Source organism: Tenacibaculum sp. MAR_2010_89 (assembly GCF_900105985.1).
Taxonomy (GTDB): domain Bacteria; phylum Bacteroidota; class Bacteroidia; order Flavobacteriales; family Flavobacteriaceae; genus Polaribacter; species Polaribacter halocynthiae.
This window is the reverse complement of sequence record NZ_FNUB01000005.1, coordinates 863063-884444: the sequence shown is the minus strand read 5'-3', so window position 1 is coordinate 884444 and position 21382 is coordinate 863063. Positions and strand designations below refer to the sequence as shown.

Annotated in this window: 8 protein-coding genes; all 8 read right to left on the bottom strand. The window is 29.1% G+C overall.

What is annotated here, in order from left to right; translation table 11 throughout:
- Window positions 1–5: 5 nt before the first annotated feature.
- The 8 genes from BLV71_RS07605 to BLV71_RS07570 all read right to left on the bottom strand — a co-directional run bounded on the left by BLV71_RS07605 (window position 6) and on the right by BLV71_RS07570 (window position 21378).
- The gene (locus tag BLV71_RS07605) at window positions 6–827 is read right to left on the bottom strand and encodes a hypothetical protein (RefSeq protein ID WP_093869966.1); all 822 of its coding nucleotides are present in this window, start codon (window positions 825–827) and stop codon (window positions 6–8) included.
- Window positions 828–907: 80 nt separating this feature from the next.
- Window positions 908–2257: an ATP-binding protein gene (locus tag BLV71_RS07600; RefSeq protein WP_093869965.1), complete on the bottom strand. Its 1350-nt coding sequence runs from the start codon at window positions 2255–2257 to the stop codon at window positions 908–910.
- A gap of 3 nt (window positions 2258–2260) precedes the next feature.
- Window positions 2261–6655, bottom strand: a complete 4395-nt coding sequence (locus tag BLV71_RS07595) for a DNA/RNA non-specific endonuclease (protein WP_093869964.1) — start codon at window positions 6653–6655, stop codon at window positions 2261–2263.
- Between the two features lie 3 nt (window positions 6656–6658).
- Window positions 6659–8050, bottom strand: a complete 1392-nt coding sequence (locus BLV71_RS07590) for an eCIS core domain-containing protein (RefSeq protein WP_093869963.1) — start codon at window positions 8048–8050, stop codon at window positions 6659–6661.
- A gap of 16 nt (window positions 8051–8066) precedes the next feature.
- Window positions 8067–10304 carry a contractile injection system tape measure protein gene (locus BLV71_RS07585; protein ID WP_093869962.1) on the bottom strand — a complete coding sequence of 746 codons (2238 nt, stop codon included), beginning with the start codon at window positions 10302–10304 and terminating at the stop codon, window positions 8067–8069.
- Window positions 10301–15427, bottom strand: coding sequence for a PKD domain-containing protein (locus BLV71_RS07580; RefSeq protein ID WP_093869961.1), 5127 nt, complete (start codon window positions 15425–15427; stop codon window positions 10301–10303). The genes BLV71_RS07585 and BLV71_RS07580 overlap by 4 nt, the downstream gene beginning before the upstream one ends.
- A 45-nt stretch (window positions 15428–15472) precedes the next feature.
- Window positions 15473–18208: a hypothetical protein gene (locus BLV71_RS07575; RefSeq protein WP_093869960.1), complete on the bottom strand. Its 2736-nt coding sequence runs from the start codon at window positions 18206–18208 to the stop codon at window positions 15473–15475.
- Entirely contained in the window at window positions 18196–21378 is a 3183-nt protein-coding gene (locus tag BLV71_RS07570; RefSeq protein ID WP_093869959.1) for a baseplate J/gp47 family protein, read from the bottom strand. The genes BLV71_RS07575 and BLV71_RS07570 overlap by 13 nt, the downstream gene beginning before the upstream one ends.
- Between the last annotated feature and the right edge of the window lie 4 nt (window positions 21379–21382).

Genomic DNA, 21382 nt, shown 5'->3' with positions numbered 1-21382 from the left:
GTTACTTAATTTATAAAACTATTAATTAAACTATCTATATCATGTTCTTCTTTAATAGTATTAAGCCACTGTGCTGTATCATTATGATCTAGAAAGCTATTAAACGCTTCTCTAACAGTAATACGGTTTTGTTCGGGTAAATCTTCAATTACCTCAGTTAAGTTATCTAAAAGATGTGTTGCTGATATTTGTTCTTCACAAAGTTTGAAAGCTATTTTACCTGTGATTTCAAGAAACTGTAAATAGTTTTTTTTGGTTGTAATAGGTGTATTAATCCTTAATTTATTAAAAACCTCCTTCACAACTCCTGCAGTTTGTCGCCCCCAAATACCATCTACCAAAATTTCTTCTTTATAAATATGTTTTAAAACTAATTGAAGATATAATGTTTCAGATTTTGAATTTTCATTGTAATCTACCGGTACACTAGTATCAACATGCCAATGATCTTTATGATTTGGATAATGATAGTTTAATACAATCCCAAAATGTTTTCTTAAAAAAGATTCTATTCCTAAATACAATTCTTTTTGATGTACAAAATTCATTGTAACCAAGGTTTTATCTTTCCAAAAAATTGCGTCTAAATCAAACGCCTTTCCATGACCGTGTTGCCCTGGTTTATTAACAAATATTCCTGCCGTAGTTATTACTTCAGGAACTCCTAATGGGCAATTTTCAAATACTTCTTGCAAAGCTTGTTCCAATACTTTAAAAAAACTTTCCTCTATTAAAAAATCACGTTGCTCTCCTCTTGTTCCATAAGGGTGATTAGTTAATCTTGCATAGTGCAAAGGAATACCGTTTACTTGATTTATTTTTTTCATAATTTATTATTTTTATAGTTACACAATTCTAAAATAAATATTCAGTTTTCATTAGTTTTTTATAATGAAATAACAGAAAATCACATGCTAATATTAATTGTTTTACCTTCTTTTGAATACTCTCTTTTTACACCTTCTAATAAATATTTCCTTTGAATTTTATTTTTGTTATTTGCTATGGTTTGTAAACAAGCATATTGAATAATATTTACAATATTTGACCCTGTAATACTATATTTTTTTGCTAGTTCTTCAACTGTTATTGATGACTCTAACTCAATATTTATCGGTAAATTCTTTCTCCATAACTGAATTCTCTCTTCATAACCTGGAGCTTCGAATTCTATAATATTATGAAAACGACGAGTAAAAGCTGAGTCTATATTATTTTTAAAATTCGATGCTAGTATAATAAGCCCTGGATGTGCTTCAATACGTTGCAACAGATACGACACTTCTTGATTTGCGTATTTATCATGAGCATCTCTAACACTTGTACGTTTACCAAATATAGAGTCAGCTTCATCAAAAAACAGAATCCAATCTTGATCAATAGATTTATCAAATAATTTAGACAGGTTTTTTTCTGTTTCTCCAATATACTTTGAGACAACCATTGACAAATCTACTCGATACACATCACGCTCAGTATACTTACCCAACAAACTGGCCGTTAATGTTTTTCCTGTACCAGGAGCACCACAAAACAACACTCGATATCCTGGTTTAATTTTAGCTCCCATACCCCAATCGTTCATTAACACTTCTTTATAAGCTAGCCAATTCTCAATTTCTTTAACATCACTAAGTGTTTTTTCTTGTAATACTAAATCACCCCATTCCATATCAGTAGTTATTAAACTTGCAGGGAAATCTTGACTTAATTGTGGTTTTAATTCTTTTCCTGTTAAAAACAAATGAACATATTCTTCGGATAATATTAATTTACCTGACATTTTAGGTTCTCCATAAGGAACTTTTTCAAGTTCTATTATACTATCTTTAAACAAAACGCTATTATTTAAAATAAAATTTATCAATACACCTCTGTATTCAATATCATTTCCTGAGAGGATATACAAAAACGATTCTCCGGTGGGTAAAATCCCTCTATGATTTTTTCCTTTGACTCCTCCAAAACCAGGAAAATCTCCTCCTTCTGGCAGGTATTTAGATATACTTTCTGAAAGTAAGTTTGGTAAAATATTTGGAATATAAGTTAACAAAAGAAGTACCACTTCTGTTTCTGATAATTTCTTTTTTCTTATAAAATCAACTAACTCTTTGTCGGAATCTTCAAAAACTATTTCTCCTACCACTATATCATTATTATAAAATTCTTTTTCAAACCTTTTTAAAATAATTTGCTTTAAAAATCCGATTAATCCAGTAGTCTTATTTTCTATTAATGCTGTTTTTAGTTTTTCCATTAATTATTTGGCTTTTGTAGTCTTGGTTCCATCAGATGCTACTCGTTTTTTATAATTTTCTAAAGCTATTTCATAATCTGCATCCTTTCCTATTGATACATCTTTTCCTTTATTTTCAAATTTAAAATCGTCATAAGCTTCTATTTCTTTATTTTCATCGTTAAAAAACTCTTTTTGTAATTTACTTCTATCTTTTCCTTCATGTATTTCATTTCTTTTTGTGAAACCATCAAATTCTTTTTTACTTTCACCTTGTTTTTTTAATTTATCTTGTAATTTAATTTGTGCTGTTTTTCCGTCTCCCGAAATACTTCTAGCACTATATTTAGTTTTCATAAATTTAGCAGGTGCTTTTTCTATATCTACCAACATTGCTTTATGTAGCGCTGTTTTTAATGAGCTTTTTGCTTTACTTTGTATTTTTGCGTTTTCTTTCTTTTTTACTTTTTCTCCTTTATTATCTTCAAAAAACTCATTTTCTAATATTTTTTTAAGAGAACTAGAAACATTAACATCATCTTTAAGAAAAGCGTTTACTTCCATATTAAAAAAGCTAGCTCCAAAAGCAGTTGACATTCTATTTTCTACAGAAGCCATTTCTTTTTGATTATAGGTAGAAGATGATGGGTGAATGTTTAATGCCCAATTTTTACCTGACCCTCCAAATTGATCCCCAATAATATGTGCGTTATCAAAACCTGGAAAATCACTATTTTTTCCTGCTTTTCCTCCATCCCATTTACCTCTTCCTATTCCATCAGCATCTTTTAATTTTAAGTTCTTTCCTTTAACACTTCTAGATTCTGTAGCGTCTGGAACTTCTTTAATTGCTTCATCAAACGAAATATTAATTTCAAACTCTGGTACTTTACCATCTTTTTTATCTGATCCATCTGCATATTTTGTGGTATACACCGCTTTGTAAACTCCACCACTTTCTGTTAATGTTATTTCATTTGGAATGAAATGATTATGGGGTGCAATATATTTTTTTGATTTCCCTTCTTTTAAATGACCATTATCATCAATATAGACTTGTTTAAGTCCTGCTTTTTTAGCTTTTGGCATAAGGTAAATAATTACAGATTTTACTTTTTTGCCTTCTGTTTCTTCTACAATTCTATACGCTTGAAAATCGGAACCTGTTTCTGGCTTAAATTTATTTTGAGGGCTTCCTTTTCTAAATACTGCTAGCTTTCTTTTATCTATTGTTCCGTCTTTATTGGTTATTAGTTTACCTACTTTTTCTAGTAATAATGGATTAAATTTTTGTTCTTTTGAATCGTCTCCATCTGCTTTAAACTTACCTCTTGCTGTATTTGGAGCTATTTTTATATTTATATCAACATCATTATCTTTTCTGTCATTTGCTAATTCATTAAATTTAATATCTAGGTTAATGCCTTTTTTTAATTGGGGTTGATATTTGTTTTCTAATGTTTTTGCTTCTTTTTTCTTTCTCGCATAAAATTTATCAAAAGCTTCTCCTTTTTTCGCTTTTGGTTTTAACTTTTTTTCTATTTTATTAATTATTTTTTTATGCTTTGCCTTGTCTTTGGCAGTAATTTTATCTGGTTTTTGTTTTTTATTATCTTTTTTAATTTTTTTAGCTTGTCCTTTTTTAGGCTTCTTTTTCCCTAAAATTTTATTGAATTTCTTCTTCGCTTTCTTAATCATTTTTGTAACCGCACGATCTATACGTTTACGTACTTTTTTAATTATTTTCTGTACTTTTTTCACAAGCCCCCCTAAACCTATTAGTTTAGCAAAAAGACTTATAACAAGTGGTAATAGCATTGCTAATCCTTTTTCAATTGCTTTTGCAACACCTGCTACATTACCACTGGCTAACGATTTAATAGCTTGAATTAATGATGGAATTAACATAATTGCAGACTGTACAAAAAATACAATAAGATCTTTAATTGCCATAATAGCTTTTATAAACCCTGCTCCTGGAATTAATAAACTTAATAACCATTTTATACCGGCTTCTATTACTTGCGTAATTAACATGCTCTTTATAGATTCTATAATAGTTTCTTTAAGATCTGTAAACTGCTCTTTGATATATTCCCAGATTCCAGAAACTCCTTTTTCTCTAATAATCTGAAACATTTCAAAGCCTTTTTCCATAGCAGCTACCATTGGTTCACCCATGAGTAGTACTGATTTTTTACGTACAAAATCCCATGACAATCCAAGTACTTGCATTACCAAACTGAAAATTCCTTTGAGACTAAATAAATTATCTGGAATAGTAATTCCTACCGGTCCCATAGCTCCTGTTAGCCACGTTACAAAACCACCTAACATATGTTTTTGAATGTTAGCCATGAACATATCAATTCCTTTTCCTACTCCGTCAAATAATGTAGCAACAAAACCTATAGGATCTTCCATAATAACATCCATAGCATTCTGAATTTCTGCTAATAATGTTGCTATTAAATCTCTCAGCTTTTTAATGGTTTCTATAATACCATTTATAAATCCTAATGCTGCATCTATAAGTCCTCTATTTGCAGCTTTCATTTCTTCGATTCGTGCATCAACAGCATTTAACCCCTCCATGTATTGCTCTGCTAAACTATCAATTAGTTCGTCTTGTTTACTATTTACAGAATCTTCTAATTCGTCAAATTTATCATTGATTTCTTCTGCGGCTTCTTTTCCTAATTTTTGAAGGTTTTGAGGCAACGATGTTACATATTCCTGAACTTCTTGTTTACCTGTAGTAACTCTTGTTTTGGCTTCAGTTAACTTAGTTGCTACATACTCTGCTACTTTAGTTATTACCTTATCCATCGTATTAATATACTCTTTACGACCAGTAACAAAGAAATCATTTACTTCATCTGGCATCCCAGCGAACTTATCTTTAACCCATTTTAACTTTCCTGACACACCACTATAACGCCTCGCTTTATAAGCTCTCATTTTAGAAGCTACATGATTTTCAAATTTCATTTTAGCGAGTTCCGTTCCTGCTTTAAAAGTTGCTTTTACAGTAGTATCTAGATCAGTAAGTATTTTTTCAACAGCTGTTTTAGAGTTTTCATAAATTTTATTTATTTCAGTTGCAATTCGGGTACGCTCCGAAGTATCTTTCCCCCCTGTTTTGGTTTGTGATCCTGTAACCTGAGTTAATAGTTTACTTCTATCTTGATGCATTCCTGCTAAACCTACTTGCTCTTTTCCAGCCGCTCCAGCTTTAGCATTTTGAAGTACTCCTTTTTCTTTCTGACGTAATTGTGCTGGCGCAGTTGCCGCATCTTTTTTAGCTTCATTTTTAGCATCTAAACCTTGCGTAAAAGATGGTTCGTTAGATTTTTCTAACTGTTCATCAGTTACTTTATTCATTGCCATTTGTTGGTCTACCTCAGCAACATTATCTTCAAGTGGTTTATTAACTTCTGCATTTCCTCGTTTTGGAGGCATTGCCTTTTTTGGATTTGCCGTTGCTGGTTTATTCCCTATTGGAGCCGCAGGTAATGGTGTTACTTCTCGTTGTGGTATTGCTCCAACATTGGGCTCTTGTTGTGATGTTTGTTCTACTGGCCCTGCTGCTGCAGTTTTTTCATTTTCTACATCTTGCGTAGCAGACTGATTTACCTCATCAATATTATTATTCTCATCAAAATTAGCAGCTTCATCTTGATTTTTAGGCAACTGCATTCCTTCAATGCGTTTCATTAATTTTGCTTTAAAATCTACCGCATTAAATGTACCTGGTTCTGCTTCAGCCATTACTTCAACCTGTCCAGATTGTGCCATACTCACACGTTCATTCTCTGGAGAAACCGCAGCACTTTGTGCTACTGATGCTGACGTTTTTGAATCTTCGTGTTGTTGTTGTTGTTTTGATGTTTTTTTTAGTTTTCCTTCAAGCTTTTTAAAATTCGGATCTTCTTTTGGATTTCTTGGTGTTGTTTTTTCTGCGACTTTTTTACCTAAAGCTCCTTTTTCTTTTTCACCTTCAGCTTTTTGTTTTTCTTCTTTATTTTTAGCTTCTACCAATCCTTTTCCACCTTTTCCTTTTGCTACATCTTTTATTGTATTTTCACCACTGCTGCTCTCTATAGTAACTTGTTTTGCACTTACCTCTTTTACGACTAATTCATCTCCAGTTTCTTTCTCTTTTGAATTCTCCTTACCTTCTTCTTTTTGTTTATTTTTAGAATTAATTACCGTATCTAATCCTTTTGTTTGTGCTTTTGCCGCAAAGAATTTTGGTGTTTCTTTAGTTTTCTTATTTTTTTCTTGTTTTTTGTTTTTTGTAGCTTCTTGTTGATCTTCTGACTTTACCACCTTTAGTTTAGGCTGTATAAAATTATTCGACTTTGAAGTCGATGATGAAGATGGTTTACTTGAATTATTTTGTTTAGCTACAAACATTTTTTATTTTATTTTAGGTATTGGAGGTATTAAACTTTTATCAATCAATGAAGGATCTTTTTCTATTTCTTTAAGGGTGTTAGGGTCAAGGTAAATACCTTTTTCGTGTGCTGCATAGTTTTGTAAACCATATATCATTGACGAACCATAAAATTCAAAAATTTCTGCTACGGCTTCATTCCCTTCATCATAAGTCGAAGTAAAATTACCCTCAGCCCCTTCTCCTGGTAATGGATTATTTATCACCTGTCCTTGATTATTTTGTATAGCATCTATACCATCTAAAGCATCTCCATAATGAGTAAATTCATTTATCAAAACTTGATTCAAACTTATACTAATCGCATTTTTTTGCTCAGCAGTTGCATTAGGATTAGAGAGTACTTCTTCATACTTCTCTACTAGTTTGTAATTTAGTTTAATTGTATTCCCTTGATAAAAATATTCTCCGTTTTGATTTGGGTTCGAAAACTCTACTAATTCTATTTTAGGACCATTTCCATTTTCAAAATCAGTTGTTTCTTTAATTTTTTCAGGAGTTAAAATACCTACGGAATTTTTAAGTAAAGCCTTTTTTATTTTTTCACTCCCAGTTAAATACTCTCCAAAGTGATCATTCATATAAGCATAGAAAAAAGGAAATGCTGTTTTATATTTTTCTAAAGTATTTTTATCTTTTTGATTATTAGCAGGAACTGCTGAGTCAGGTTTTCTTTGAACCTTCTTTTGTACCATTCCCTTTTGTTGAATAGTATGCGTTAATTCATGAACTAATAAATGCTTTCCTTCTCTTGAATTAGGGTTATATTTTCCTTTATTAAAATAAATATCATTTCCATGTGTAAATGCCTGCGCGCCTATTTTTTTACTCATTTGAGATGCGCCCAAATCATTATGTATTTTTACGTTATTAAAATCTGCACCAAAGCCTGACTCCATTTCACTTAGCGTTTGAGCATCCATTTTTTGGCCTCCACTTCCTTTTCTTAATTTACCTTCAAAAGAAGACTGTGGTTTAGCTATTGATTTTGAATTTTTTATTTTAGATTGTATTTCTTCCTCTTCTTTTTCTTGAATATTTTCCTCTTCCTTTGTTTGAACAGATTCTTCTTCTTGCTTTTGAACTATTTCTTCTTCTGAACTTTCCATTTTCTGGATTAATGGTGTTACTTCAGATGCTAATGATTTCTTTTGGATCTCATCATCCACCTTTTTTCTTTGTAATAAACCTCCTTCATTTTTACTATTAACCACTTTATCAGCCATTTTATCAGCTTCTACCTCATACTTATCTCCAGAACTACCCATTTTTAATTTTGTTTGGATATTTGGTTTAAAGAAAAGAGAGTCTTTTTTTACTATTTGTGGTTGTATTTTTCTTATTCTTCGTTTCATTACATCAATTTTAAAATTACCAGTTTGTAAAAATTAACCCCTTCATCCATGGTAGTTTACACATACTATAATTCCATGGTAACTTATCTAACAATATATCATGCACTTTTCTTTCAATAGTAATATTCGGGTTATCTTTAGTTAAATCTAATTTACCTACCCTTTGTATAAATTCATTTCTAATAAGATCTGGAGACGATTTTTTAAGCACTTCCCAATTTTGAGTTACAGCTTTCATTAGTTCTTCTGCTTTCTCTTTTAATTCTTCAGACAACTTAATATTTCTAGGTATTGAATGATTTATTGGAACATTGCACAAAAATTTTTCAAAGACTAAATTACTCTCTACCTGTCTTTCTTTCTTTGTAGCTACATAATGTAACAAGTGAACTGCTTGAATTGGTTTTATTATCTTATTCTCAGCATTTAAAAAATTACACGAATTAAAAAACTGCTTTAAAAATGGATGTATTAAAATTAACCCTGCGTTTTCTACAAAATATGATTTTGCTTGATTAGCAACTCCTGTTTCATTTTTTACTATTTGAATATTTAATTCATCAAACGACTCTTGAATGTTAATTCTCTCTTGAACTATTAATTCACTTTCTTCATTCTTCTTTACACTTTTGTTTACATCTAATTCAAACTTTCTTTCAGTTTTCTTAAAATTATTAGAATACAATCTATCATGAATAATTCTCTTTCTATTTTCTAGAATTTCATCCTCTCTCTTCTCTATCTCATTCTCAACTTTTTTAACTGTTTTAGAGGATTCATTTTCTTTCCTGTTTTCTGTTTTATTCTTTAATTTCTCCTTTTGTTCTTTTTTATGTGTTTTAGCTATTTTTTTTTCAGAAGATTTATCTACGTTTAATTTATTTGTTACTGTATTAGTTTTTTGATCAACCACATCAACCTTATTTTCCTTCTTAATTTTCACATTCTCTTTCTCAAAAAGAAGTTCTTTATTTATACCACCCTTTGACAAAACTTCAGACTCTTCCCTTGGTTTTCTATTAGTACTACGATTGATTTCTTCTGTCTTCGAATTATCATTTGCTCTATTGAACTCTTCTTTCGTTGATTCTTTTATTTTTTGAAACCCTTCTAATTTTAAATTCTCTTTGTTTATTTTTGTTTTTAAAACTAACTCTTCTGGCTTTTCAGGCAAAAAACTTCCCTTTTCTTGAAGTAATGACTTCTCCTTGCTTCTTAAAAAAAAGTCTTTTTCTTTCTCTACATCATTTATTTTTATAGCCTCTTTTCCTTTTTTAAATATTTGTTCTTTAATATTTTTTTCATTTAGCTTATCTCTACTAGAATTAACAAAATCTTCTTTTTCACTTTCTTTATTCTCTTTTAATTCTGGCAAGGCTGCATAAAAAAATTCTAAAACATAATTTAAATTACTCTTCTTACCTAAGTCATCTCTAGTTATATTAAATCCACCTTGTAATTCTGTATGCTTTTCATTTAATTCAATACCTATTTTATTCAGCTGCTTTTTATCTTTTAATTGAATATCATTTTTTTCAATTGCTTTAACTACCTTCAAAAAATCTTTTACCAATACTGCTTCCACAACATAAAACCATATGCTTTTTCTCTTTTCTTCTGGTATTTTTTTTGCTTTAGAAATGAATGACAAAACCTCATTTAATCCTTTTGGTTTATTTAATATCCCTAGAAATAACAAACAAAGTTCATTATCAAAAAATTGATTGACTAATCGTTTTTTTACTTTTTCATTTTGAATAGCTTTTAAAAACTTAATTTGAAAATTTTCGTTTTCGGTAATTTGAAATAATATTTTTTTAGAAAAAAAATCTTTATTATTATTATTATTCCACCAAGGAAAAGTGCCATTCTCTAAAAAATAAAAAAATGTATTTACTTTAGAATTCGAAACAGTTACTGAATTAATTTCCAATTCATTCATCTCAGGTTTATTTAAAACTGCTTCTAACTTTTCTAAAAACTGTTGCCTTATTTGTTGTTTTGTATTTTTAAAACATAATGATTTATTTCTTTTTGACACGTTAACTTCAATAGCCAGTTTCGATATTTGTTGAATAATCATTTCTGAATTTGATTCAACTTCTAACGAATTAAAATATTCATTGATTAGAGGAAAAACTTCTTCCTGTAAAAAAGCTTCCATTGAATTTTTATATTCATTCGCTACTTTTTTACTTTTTGTGTTTACCTCAACAAAAACTTTTTCTATGCTATGTTCAGTTTTCGCAATCATAGCTTAGTTATTAAATTCTTGGTTATAAAATTCTTTAAACTTTCCGATTTATTGATTTCAGCGCAGTTTTCTAAAAATGTTTTTAAAGAAATTATTTCTGGTAACACGTCATTTATATCTAACTTAATTCCAGATTCTTTAAAGCCACTTAAATCTGTATCAATAGTATTCAATATATTTTTTAACCTAGTACTTATATTTTTCTCAGCATCTTCTAAAGTCTTTACTTCTTGACAATGAAGAATACTCATAAATAATTTTACTTGACTTCTATAATATTTTTTAAGAACACTACTACTTTTATCTTTATTTAATAATACAGAAGTATTATCTAATAAAATTAAAAACTGCTTTTCTAAAATTGAATTCTTTGAGCCGTTTAAATAAGCAGATAGTTCTTCTAATACCAAACCATATAACCCTTTAGTTGGTATTATTACATTATCAACTATTCTTTTTATTTCTAAATCATCTAACTCAATTAATTTATCTTCCTCTTTAAAGGTATTTTGTTCTTGAATTAAAATACTTTTAATTTTATCCTCACATGTCTTTTCTTTTGGATTTCTAATTTCAATAGTCTCTGTTTTAGTATTCTCATCACATTTGCTAAACACAGTCAATGATACTTCAATCGTATCTTCATTAAAATTGTTTAAGTCTTCAGTTATGGTTACTCTTTTAGTTTGAGGATCTCTCTTATCTCCATTGATAGTCCATACATATTCATCTGCTTTTTCAGAACTATTTGTTAATGATAACTTCTTGGTAGTTTCATCAAAACTGTGAGTAAAATTAGCTTTAGGCGCTGCTATTAAATTAGCTGTTCCTGAAGCAAAAGCTCCAATAATATTAATAGTCACTACTCCTGATTTTGTTATTCCTGAATTAGCAGGAATGAACTCCCAAATTTTATTATCATTATTAAACTTCACATTTCCTCCTGACAGCTGTACCCCTTCATAATCAGGCTCAACAGTTACTTTATACGGAGTATTATCGTTTAAACAATATGTTACATCAGGTAATGTTACTGTGAAATTTGGAAATGAAATACTTTTAATAAATTCAGCAGTTGATGAGCAACCATTATTATCTGTAATGGTTAATGATATTGTAAATACATTTTCTGCTCCCTCTTTAATCAACAAATGTGGATTAAACAATTCATTACTAGATTTTACACCATTAACATTCCATCCATATGTTAAACCTATTGGTTTAATACCATCAGGTAACACTCCTTCAAAAGCAGCTTCGTAAAACAATTGTCCGTTTTTCCAAATAAATCTTGACTCTTTTCTTTCTAAAATTGAAATTTGTTTTACTTCATGAATTACAATTCTTGCATTGGTTGATTGTCCATCTTCTAAAAACTCTATAGTTTGTTCAAACGCTCTAAATACAGCCACATCTATCACTAACTCTTCACCCTCAATTTTTAATCCTTTGATATCATCTCCTAAAAGTATTATGCCTCCTTTAACATTAGAAAATTTAATTCTAGCTGTTTTTTCAATCATAGAATCTAAACAATATGAAGACTGAATGGCTAATTCAGAAGGAGTAAATGTGTCAAAAATTATCGTTTTTATTGGAATACTTTTTTGACATGGTCCCAATGAAATTTCTAATACTGGATTAACTTCATTAGACAATTCACTTATTGGTAATTTATAATTTTCAATAACTCTATTATTTACAGGAGAGCGTTTTACTTTTGTTCCATTCCCCATAAAATCCCAACTATAGGTAATTGAGTTAAAAAAATCTTCATTTACAAACTCAGTATCTTTCCATTCTAAAACATAAGTAACTCTTGCTAATGTTTTCTCTTTATTATACTCAATAGGTTCTTCTATACCAACAAACAATTCTAATTCTGGGTATACTATTAATTCACAATCTGTAGGTTCATCATTTACCGTAAACTTGATGGGTTTAGCTAATGCACTTTTAGCTATTTTAGTAATATCAATTTTATACTTATTATCATTTGGATCTTTAAAAACACCAGATTGAATATCTTTAGGTAGTATTGCTTTCACCTCTCCATCAATTGGCCTAACTAAAAACTCTAAAGGAACTACTTCTGTATCTTTTTTCAAACAAACACTTTTTACAGGAAGACTTAAAAATGCTGGTTCTTTAGGTATCACAAAATTTACTGGAGTACAATCTGAACAACACATATATGGCAAAGAAAAATCTGCAACTACAGTATTTTTCAATGTTGCGTTATCAATAATCACTTGATTTTCATCAAAAAATAACCTTTTATTACTGCCTAAAACTGCTGGATTAAACATTTGAAAAAAGTATTCATCTTTAGGTACTAAATGATCTTTAATTGAAATTTGCATTCCTACTGAACCGTCTTTGAACATTAAAGTTTCTTCAGCCTTAAGGATTTTAGACAAACCTGCTCTAGACCATGTTCTATTTAAAAAAGTTGAAAAATTGCTAACCGTTTCAGGAAGTGTTTTCCCCACTAAAACGACATCTCTATCTAAAAAACGTTCTTTTTTAAAGTCAAAAAAGTTACGGTCTACAAACGAAAATTCTACACTTGAATTTTTACTCCATAAATTAATTACTCCCCCGTTTTTATATAAAATTTTAGTGTTACCTAATACTTTTTTTTCTTTTTTTGAAAATTCTTCTAATTCTTTTCCTGTATCAATAGGTTGTCTTCTAAATACAATATTTAACACTACATCATCAAATGTGTTTTTATCAGCAGCATTTTCTGTAACATACACCATTACAAAAGTTCCTCCAGGCATAACACCTGCTTTATGCTCTAACCCTGGATGTTGTTTTACAAATTCAGAAAGTTGTATTTTCTTTAAAATTTTCTTCTTTCTTTTATCTATTTCTACAAGTAGTGTCTCTAATTTTTTTCCTGAACAGCAAACAATTGACAATTGATTTATTAATAAACCCAATATTTGTTTAATTGTTAGTTTTAAAGATGTGCTATTATACTTTGCTTGTAATGTTTTTACTTGTTTACATAGCTCTTCAATTGTTAACTTATAATTCACTAAAACATTAGTATCAATATCTCGTATATTTAGTGGCACTTTAGCATCTAAAACATACGCATGCACCAGTGTTTCAGTAACGTCTTTTAAAATAAAATCGCTTAATTCTGGTTCTTTTTTCCATAGATCTTTATCTCGAATAGCTACAGTTTCTTTATTTAACGCTACAATAATATCACTTGCAGATCCTTTTTTATTTTTATCAAATACTTGTTCTATCAAAAAACCAAGAGAGTCTTTATCTTTAGTCAAACTCTTTTTAATTATATTTTCTTCTTCTAAAAAAAGTTCATATTCTTTTACACTAGTATCATATTGGTGTTTAACTTCTTCTTTAAAATCTAACTCTCTTGAGAACCTTTCTGTACGATCCATTAGAACAGAATCAACCATTAATTCTTTGTCAAGAAAATCACCTTTGTTTTTTCTAGAAATAACTTTATCTACCTCTGAATTAACTTTAGGGTCTGTTAATTTGAATGCTGAAAATGTTTTGCTTACTTCTGATAAAATACAATTCTGTTCTGTTCTCCATGCATTCAAAAGCATTTTCAAATCTTCAAACTCACACTCGTATTTATTAATATTAATATTTTGTTCGGTAGCATTAATTGAAAGTGTTTTAACATCAAAACTTAATCCATTATCTTTTTTAAGTTTTAGTATTTTTTCTAATGCCTCTCGATACATTTTACCTTGATGCCCTTCAATTCTGTAAAAATCATTTTTATCTATATTGTATGATAATGGTTTTTGAATAGCTAAGGCTGAAGACAACTTACTTTTATGATAGCTTAAATTTTGATTTTCCCTGTAATTCTTTGTTTTATTGAAATCCCATTTCTTTAAAAAATCTGAAGAGACATTGTAATAAAAAGGAACAGCTTTGTTACTTAAAAAAGTATGAGCTTGAGATGGAGTAATTACAATTTCTCCTGATTTTTCTTTTCCTATATAACTATTAGCTATAGCAATTGCTCTATTTATTAAAAGCGCTACTTTTTGAAGATTTTCATCTTCATTACCTATAATAGTTGATTTATAAAAACGGTGGCGTAACTCTGGATATACTGTAGCTTTTTTTAGTTTACCAAGCATAATATGTTTAGGAAATGCTCCTATACTCGGACAACAGTTTACATTAATATGAAGTAATAGTTCCTTTATTTCATTATAAGTATCTATTAAATCTTTTAAAACATCATATCTATATTGAAAATCTAAAGGAACAGCTAAAGAACTAAAGCTAAACAATGATTTTATTTTTGCTGAAATTGAAGGTTTTTGAAATTTTGATAGTAATACATCATATCCTAAAATTAAATCTGTACTAATACTTTCGTCTTTAACAACGTCATTAAATTGTGCTTTTAAATCAGAAAATGTTTCAGTGTTTTTTTCATGTAATACAACTCTTTTAGCCTCAACTATTGGTAATTCATTATTAATTTTATACCAATTATGCTTTAAAAAAATAGCATCTCTAGTAGCTATAGCTTCTAAATCTTCACTATCTACAAGTAGTACACGTAAATTATTTATTTGCTCTATTCCTTGATTATCACAGGTTAGTTTATTACATAATACATCTTCTTTTGAATACTGTTCTAGATACAATAAAACAGTCATTTTTTGTATGTTTTCAAAACTTGCTAAATCAGTATACGAATCATCCTTTTCACTATGTAACTCCCATAAATTAAACTGCTTTTCTTGAGAATTTAAAAAACGTGGATATTGACCTTTATCATCTTCATATTTTTTAAAAAATGAAAATGTTTTTGATTTAATTTTATTTGCTATTAAATCAAAAAACTGTACTAAATCTCCATCAGTTGTAACCGCAGTTCCTTGAGTAATTTCAATACTAGTAACTGCATTTTTATCAGTATTAAATAGAGGTAATACTTCAAAACCACAAACAAGTCCTACACCACTTAAACCTAATTTAGATAAACGATTTTGATCTTCAAAATAATCAATGAATGTATTTAACTGTTTTTCAGTTAATACCTGATTTGCATTAAATTTACTGTACTCTGTTGTTATATCTTTTAGCTTTAGTTTAGTTTCCATACCTAATAAGTTTTGGCAGTGTTAATTAATAAACACGTACTATTTTTATGACTTTATTTCTTTATTATTTTCTTTTTCTACTGCTATATTTCCTATACTAGATTGACCTAATATGATTCTTCCATCTAAAGCTTCATCTTCCGCATTACAATCTGTTAATCTCCCTACAGGATAAATAGTATTTAACTTTTGCATTGCGTTCATTAAATCTTGTAGTTCATTCCCTTCTATAGGTTGTTTTTGTTCCGAATTCGTTTTAGCAAACAAGTATTTTTTATAAGAGTCTTCAAATTGTAGCAAATCGTTATCATCATCAGCAACTGTACCTTTTCGTTCTCCTACCCAACATATTCTTGGTAGAACATGAGCTGGCAGTTCTTGCCTAATAACATCTTCCATGTAGCGTCTAAAATCAGGGTTTGAAAAGCGATATGTATAACCTGGAAGTACAATACTTACTCTATATGAATATGGGTCTATTGTTCCACAATCTGCACAATCATCTGCACAAATAGGTAAAAAGTTTACTGAATCATTACTATTTACATCAGGTCGTAATAACATATGCTCTACTAAAAACATTCCTTCTTCTGTAAAATCTTTTTTCATAAAAGAAACTACAGCAAGTAATGCCTCTTTTAAATCATTAAGACTCGTATGATACTTGAATTGTTTTGCTATAATATAATCAGAACTACTTTCTGGTTTTTCAGGGTTGATAACATCAAAAGAATATTTTACTGGAATAGAAGGTTTTGAAGGTGTTGATTTATGTATTCTTATAAATCCTATTTCTGTATTATCTTTTATCCCAATTTCGAACGCTTTTTCTATTTCACTTTCACTAGTTTGAACTATTTGTAATACTGCAAAATATAATTCCTCTATAGCAAATGCCACCTTCGTATAGCTTTCTGTAGCTGACAATAAAATAGCACCATCATTATCTTTTAACCTCCATCTATAAACAGTTTTATTATGGCTATTTAATAAGTCATATACTTCAACGTTAGTTTCTGTTAAATGCCTTCTTTTTTCATTAGAAATCCCCATTAAACGAGCTATACGCTTTTGAAAACCTGAAACATTATTTGTACCCCATAACCCTTCTTCAGATTGTTTATAATAATTAAAAGCCAATCCCCTGTCACTACTTATTACTTTGTAATCTTTTAAAAACGCTTCTTTATTTGATAATACAATTTCATCAGTAGCAGTTCCATACAAAGCTTTCATTATAAATGTGTACTCACCAAACCTTTCAGCAAAACGTGCTAATAAATGATCTAAAATAGAATTTCTTCTTTCTATATTATTATCAAACTGACTTAATAGTAATTTTGTTAACTCAGCATCATTTGATTCTGGGTATTCATTAGCTATGGATTCAAAATCTTTAATATCTTTTATCGCTTGCGTAAAGTAAGTTCTTTTCTCTTGCCCACTAACAGACAATAGTGTTCTTACCTCTGATAAATGTTTAAAATAAGTTGCTAAAATTTGATCAAAGAAAGTTAAATATCCTTTTAATTGCTTTGCTTTTGATTTTCTTTCATTTGTAACATGAACAGACAATCCTTCTTGCCCAATCCCATACGTATCTGGAAAATCATTTTGAATTGTAGTATACTCATTTGATGCCACAACATTTCCTTTAGGAAGTGGTAAATCTTTATCAGCATCAGCTATTTTTTGCGCTTCTTTATCGTCTTCTTTTAGTTGTTCTAAATATGTATTTACTCTTTCATAATTTAAATTTAAAGGAAGAAACCCCTTACTAAAATTAAAAGAACTCTTATCACATAAAACAGGTTTTTTATCTTTATCAATACAAACTACCCACTTGTTTTCTTGAGTTAAACTCTCATCACAAAAACCAACTGAAATATCTTTAATAAGCTTAACCCCTTCTACATTCATAATCAATTTCATTATATCTGAAAGGCGTACTTCTTTTCTTAAATCTGCATTTTTAAGTTCCTCAGTATTAATAAATCCATTTTTTAAAATAGGGCCATCAAATATTTCATCAGTAGTATATTCTTTATCTAACATTTGCTGAACAGAATAAACTTGTAATGAAGGCGATAAATAATTTTCAATTTCAAACAGAATAGTGGCATATATCTTTTCTTCATCTGCTTCAGGAACTACATCTACATTAGCACAAATAGCTATTGGCTGTTCTTCTACTTGTTTTACTTCAATTAAATCTTCACATAAATTTCTATTTTGATGATATATTGTTTTAATAGTTGAAAACAACTCATCTGAGTACCCTTCTTCTAAATCAACTAATAAAGTGTACAGCCCTTTTAATTTGAATTTCTTTTGAAATTCTGGTAAAATATTAGTAAACTTTTTATAGGCTAATTTGTTGTTTTTACAATCTACATGTACTTGTTTATCATAAATTCGTAGCCAACAATTTTTCACTCCTTTTATATCAATAAATAGCTTTCTATAATCTAACTCATTAACTGGTTTAGACGGAAGAATTTCAGAAGCTTTATAAAACTGAGCTTGTAATGATAAATCAGGGTTTTTAGAAGCCAACAAATCTTCTAAAGGTGTATTCATTCGCATTCCTAAATCAGTAATTGCATAGCATAACATTTCTAAAATAGTGACTCCTGGGTCGTGAGAATTAAAATCAGTCCATAACTTACCTCCAAAACTTTCTAGATATGAAATCCCCTCTTTTCTTAAAAAAGAAAAATCTAAATCATCTTTAGTAGTAATATTTTTTGGAATACTTATAGGTTCGTTTATAACTGACATGTTTGCTCTATAATTTTTTTAGTTCCTTTACAGGTAGTTAATACTGTGCTTACCGTATGTTTTTTTGCTGATACTACTATTGACTTTGGATTACTAGGTGTAATCTTATAAATAGTAGCATCCCCATTCATTTTTACATTTTGTAAATAATCTACATAGGATAGTTTTTCTATATAATCAATCAATACACTTTTATGTAATGTAAGCCCAAAAGTTATTTCTTTTGCTTCATCATAAGCCCAAGGAGATAAAAATTTTGTGATATCTAATTTTAATTGTTCTGTATAAAAATTATCGTCAAAACCTTTATAGAAGCTAACCTCTAATCCTATACTTACCTCTTCATAAATAGGGTTCATTACTACTGCATTTACATGTAATGTATTTAATGAATTTATATAATTAGTAATACTATTTAATGTTGCTTTACTTACCCTTGGTTGATAAATATCAAACACATTTTTATTTACTGTATCAGGAATTACTACAAGTGTAACATGACCTGCCGCAGTAAAACTTGTTTTTGAAGTATGATTTAAACATTTTACTTTATAGATTTCAGGAAATTGTTGAAGAATTAAATGCTCGTAATCCCAAAGAGTTATAGCTCTATTCTTATGGCGAAGACGTTCACTAATTCTTCGATAGAAATTATCGTCAGACTCTAGGGTGCTTCCTCCAAAAGTATTATACGGTTGTGATATCGATTTAATTTGTGGTATACGAGTTACCATTTTCTTTATAGTGTCACCAGCTAATCCGTTTTTTAAATGACTTACTTCATTTTCATTATTTTTAAAAGTAGCAAGAACTGCCTGAGCATGAATATTAATAACCTTACATACTGCATCAAATGATTTATTCATTTGAGCTTTTATCCAAATATATCCTTCTGGTAATAGTGTATTATTTAAACTAGCTTCTTTTGGTATAGAAAATTTTACAATTCCAGATTTTAAAAAGTTATCGGTATTATTAGAAATAATCTCATTTTCAAGGCTTTTCCATTTATTATTACATAAAATTGACCAGTTTACTTTTTCATTTTCTTTAAAACTCTCCACTTCTGGATTTTCACTTCCTTCAAGAACTTGAATCAATAAAGAAATATTTTGCTGAGGTTCTAGGTTTTCTATTCCTAAAAATAAATGTCCTCCCAAACAGTATTTAGGAACTAAAAAAGTTTGAATAGTATCTTTATCAAAAATATCTATAATATTTTTTTCTTCTTGTAAGTATTTTTTATGTGCATAATTTTCTTCATGTTCTCCGAAAGGATGCTCATGAAAAAGTTGAATTCGATTTTCATCTTTTCTAACTTCTGACACTAGAATAGTTTCTTCAGCTACATAATCTACTGTAATTGTTTCAACCAAAGGAGTGTAAGGCTCATTAGGGAGATTAACATCTTTATTTTCAGAACTAACTGCCAAAGCATACAAGCGAGGATATAAATCATGAAAAAAAGATTGTTCTAATGTTAATTTCAAAGGTCCTGCTTTATGAACATCATAAGTATTACTTGAATTTATAGCTGTAAAATTTCCAGTATAAAAAACCTCATCTTCATCAGCTTTTTCTAATACCTCTTTAGTAAATATTTTTTTTATCTCTCCTATTGTTTCATTCGCTTCACCAGCTGCATGTAACATTCTTTTTTTTGCCTTGAAAAATCCTTCATTTTCTATTAGTAAACTTCTATTAGCTATAGCTTTTGCTAACTCTTCCCCATATGTTTTAATAGAAGAGTAGCTTGATTTTTTTAAATACGCTTGATACCAATTTTTGAAATCTTCTGGAGTATTTTTCCAACGTAAATTAACTGAAAAACTTGTCCATTTTTTAGAAAACGCTTCTTTATAATCAACACTAAAGTTAGATCCTTCAATAGGTCGAGTGGTAAAAGGATGAAAAGGTTTTTTACTCTTAACCAAACCATTATCATTTTCAACAATTAATGATTTAGCTCCTTCAACAACAGTTTTTATTGTTATTTTATTAACTGTATTACTTGCTAAAAATCTATAAAAATCATACCCCGTATTATTAGATATATCAAAAACAAAACGAACTAATGGATGTGTTGTTTTATATTTTTTTAATAGAAACTCTTCTTCATAATTTACTATCGCTTCTGTATCTTCTCCTAAAAAAAATGTGAAACTTATTTCATCAGAAACTTCTAAATCACCATCATTTGCATCATTAATTGCTATTAGAGTAGGCTCTATCCATTTTTCTTTTCCACTTCCATACAACTTTAAATTTTCAATAAGTGTATCTACTTTAAATGGTTCTTTTTCAAAATCAGTATCAAATTTAATGGTTATCGTTACTACTCGTCTTCCTTCTTGGAGCCATAACATAGGGGAAGCTATACAAAACCCCATTTCTGCGTCTTGTAATTCATCTACATTTTTACCACTTGATGGATACCCAAAAGGGTGCCAATACGGTTCAGTTTCAAGAAGCGGCTCAGCTATACCATCTTTTGTATTCGCTACATGACTTACTTTTATCTTTTTTAAACTATTAGAATTTTTATTATAAATAGTTTTTATAGCCCCTACTTTGGCTTTGTTTACAGTTAGATCTTCATCCGTTTTATACATTAAAGAATTTCCTGAAATATCTTTTTTTGCATCTAGTAAGGTTTCCTTTTTAACCTGTTGATTCGTTATTTTTTTAGCTAATTCAAAAATTACATGCGCTTGATCTGGTATTGCTTCTTTATTATTTACTTGAAGAATTTCTTTGTAATAAAAATCTAAATGACGTTTAGTTAACTTATTAAACCTTTCTTTTGAGAACTCTAACAACTTTAAGAAGCAAACAAATAAAGTTAAATGTGGAGAAAGTCTAGCTTCTTTCGTAAAATCATTAAGTATTGTTGTTATATTTTCTTTTAGCTTTCCATATTCACGAGTACCCCTAAAAGGCACTTGAGATGTTGTTAGTTTGTTAAAAAAAACTTTCCAATTTCCAGATGCTACTTCATGATTTTCTGTAGAGAAATAATTTAATTTCTCAGCAAAATTAAACGCAAATAAAATCCAATCTTCAATCGTAAAATCATGAAGTTCGAAATTTTCAGGATCTAACGCATCTATAGTACGCTGTTCTTGTCCTGTTCCGTTTCGTTGTAATATATTAGGAATGATTTTACTCATGTTT

Bases quoted from the DNA above. Each gene is read 5' to 3' on its own strand.
- BLV71_RS07605 (WP_093869966.1), bottom strand. From the start codon at position 827: ATGAAAAAAATAAATCAAGTAAACGGTATTCCTTTGCACTATGCAAGA.
- BLV71_RS07600 (WP_093869965.1), bottom strand. From the start codon at position 2,257: ATGGAAAAACTAAAAACAGCATTAATAGAAAATAAGACTACTGGATTA.
- BLV71_RS07595 (WP_093869964.1), bottom strand. From the start codon at position 6,655: ATGTTTGTAGCTAAACAAAATAATTCAAGTAAACCATCTTCATCATCG.
- BLV71_RS07590 (WP_093869963.1), bottom strand. From the start codon at position 8,050: ATGAAACGAAGAATAAGAAAAATACAACCACAAATAGTAAAAAAAGAC.
- BLV71_RS07585 (WP_093869962.1), bottom strand. From the start codon at position 10,304: ATGATTGCGAAAACTGAACATAGCATAGAAAAAGTTTTTGTTGAGGTA.
- BLV71_RS07580 (WP_093869961.1), bottom strand. From the start codon at position 15,427: ATGGAAACTAAACTAAAGCTAAAAGATATAACAACAGAGTACAGTAAA.
- BLV71_RS07575 (WP_093869960.1), bottom strand. From the start codon at position 18,208: ATGTCAGTTATAAACGAACCTATAAGTATTCCAAAAAATATTACTACT.
- BLV71_RS07570 (WP_093869959.1), bottom strand. From the start codon at position 21,378: ATGAGTAAAATCATTCCTAATATATTACAACGAAACGGAACAGGACAA.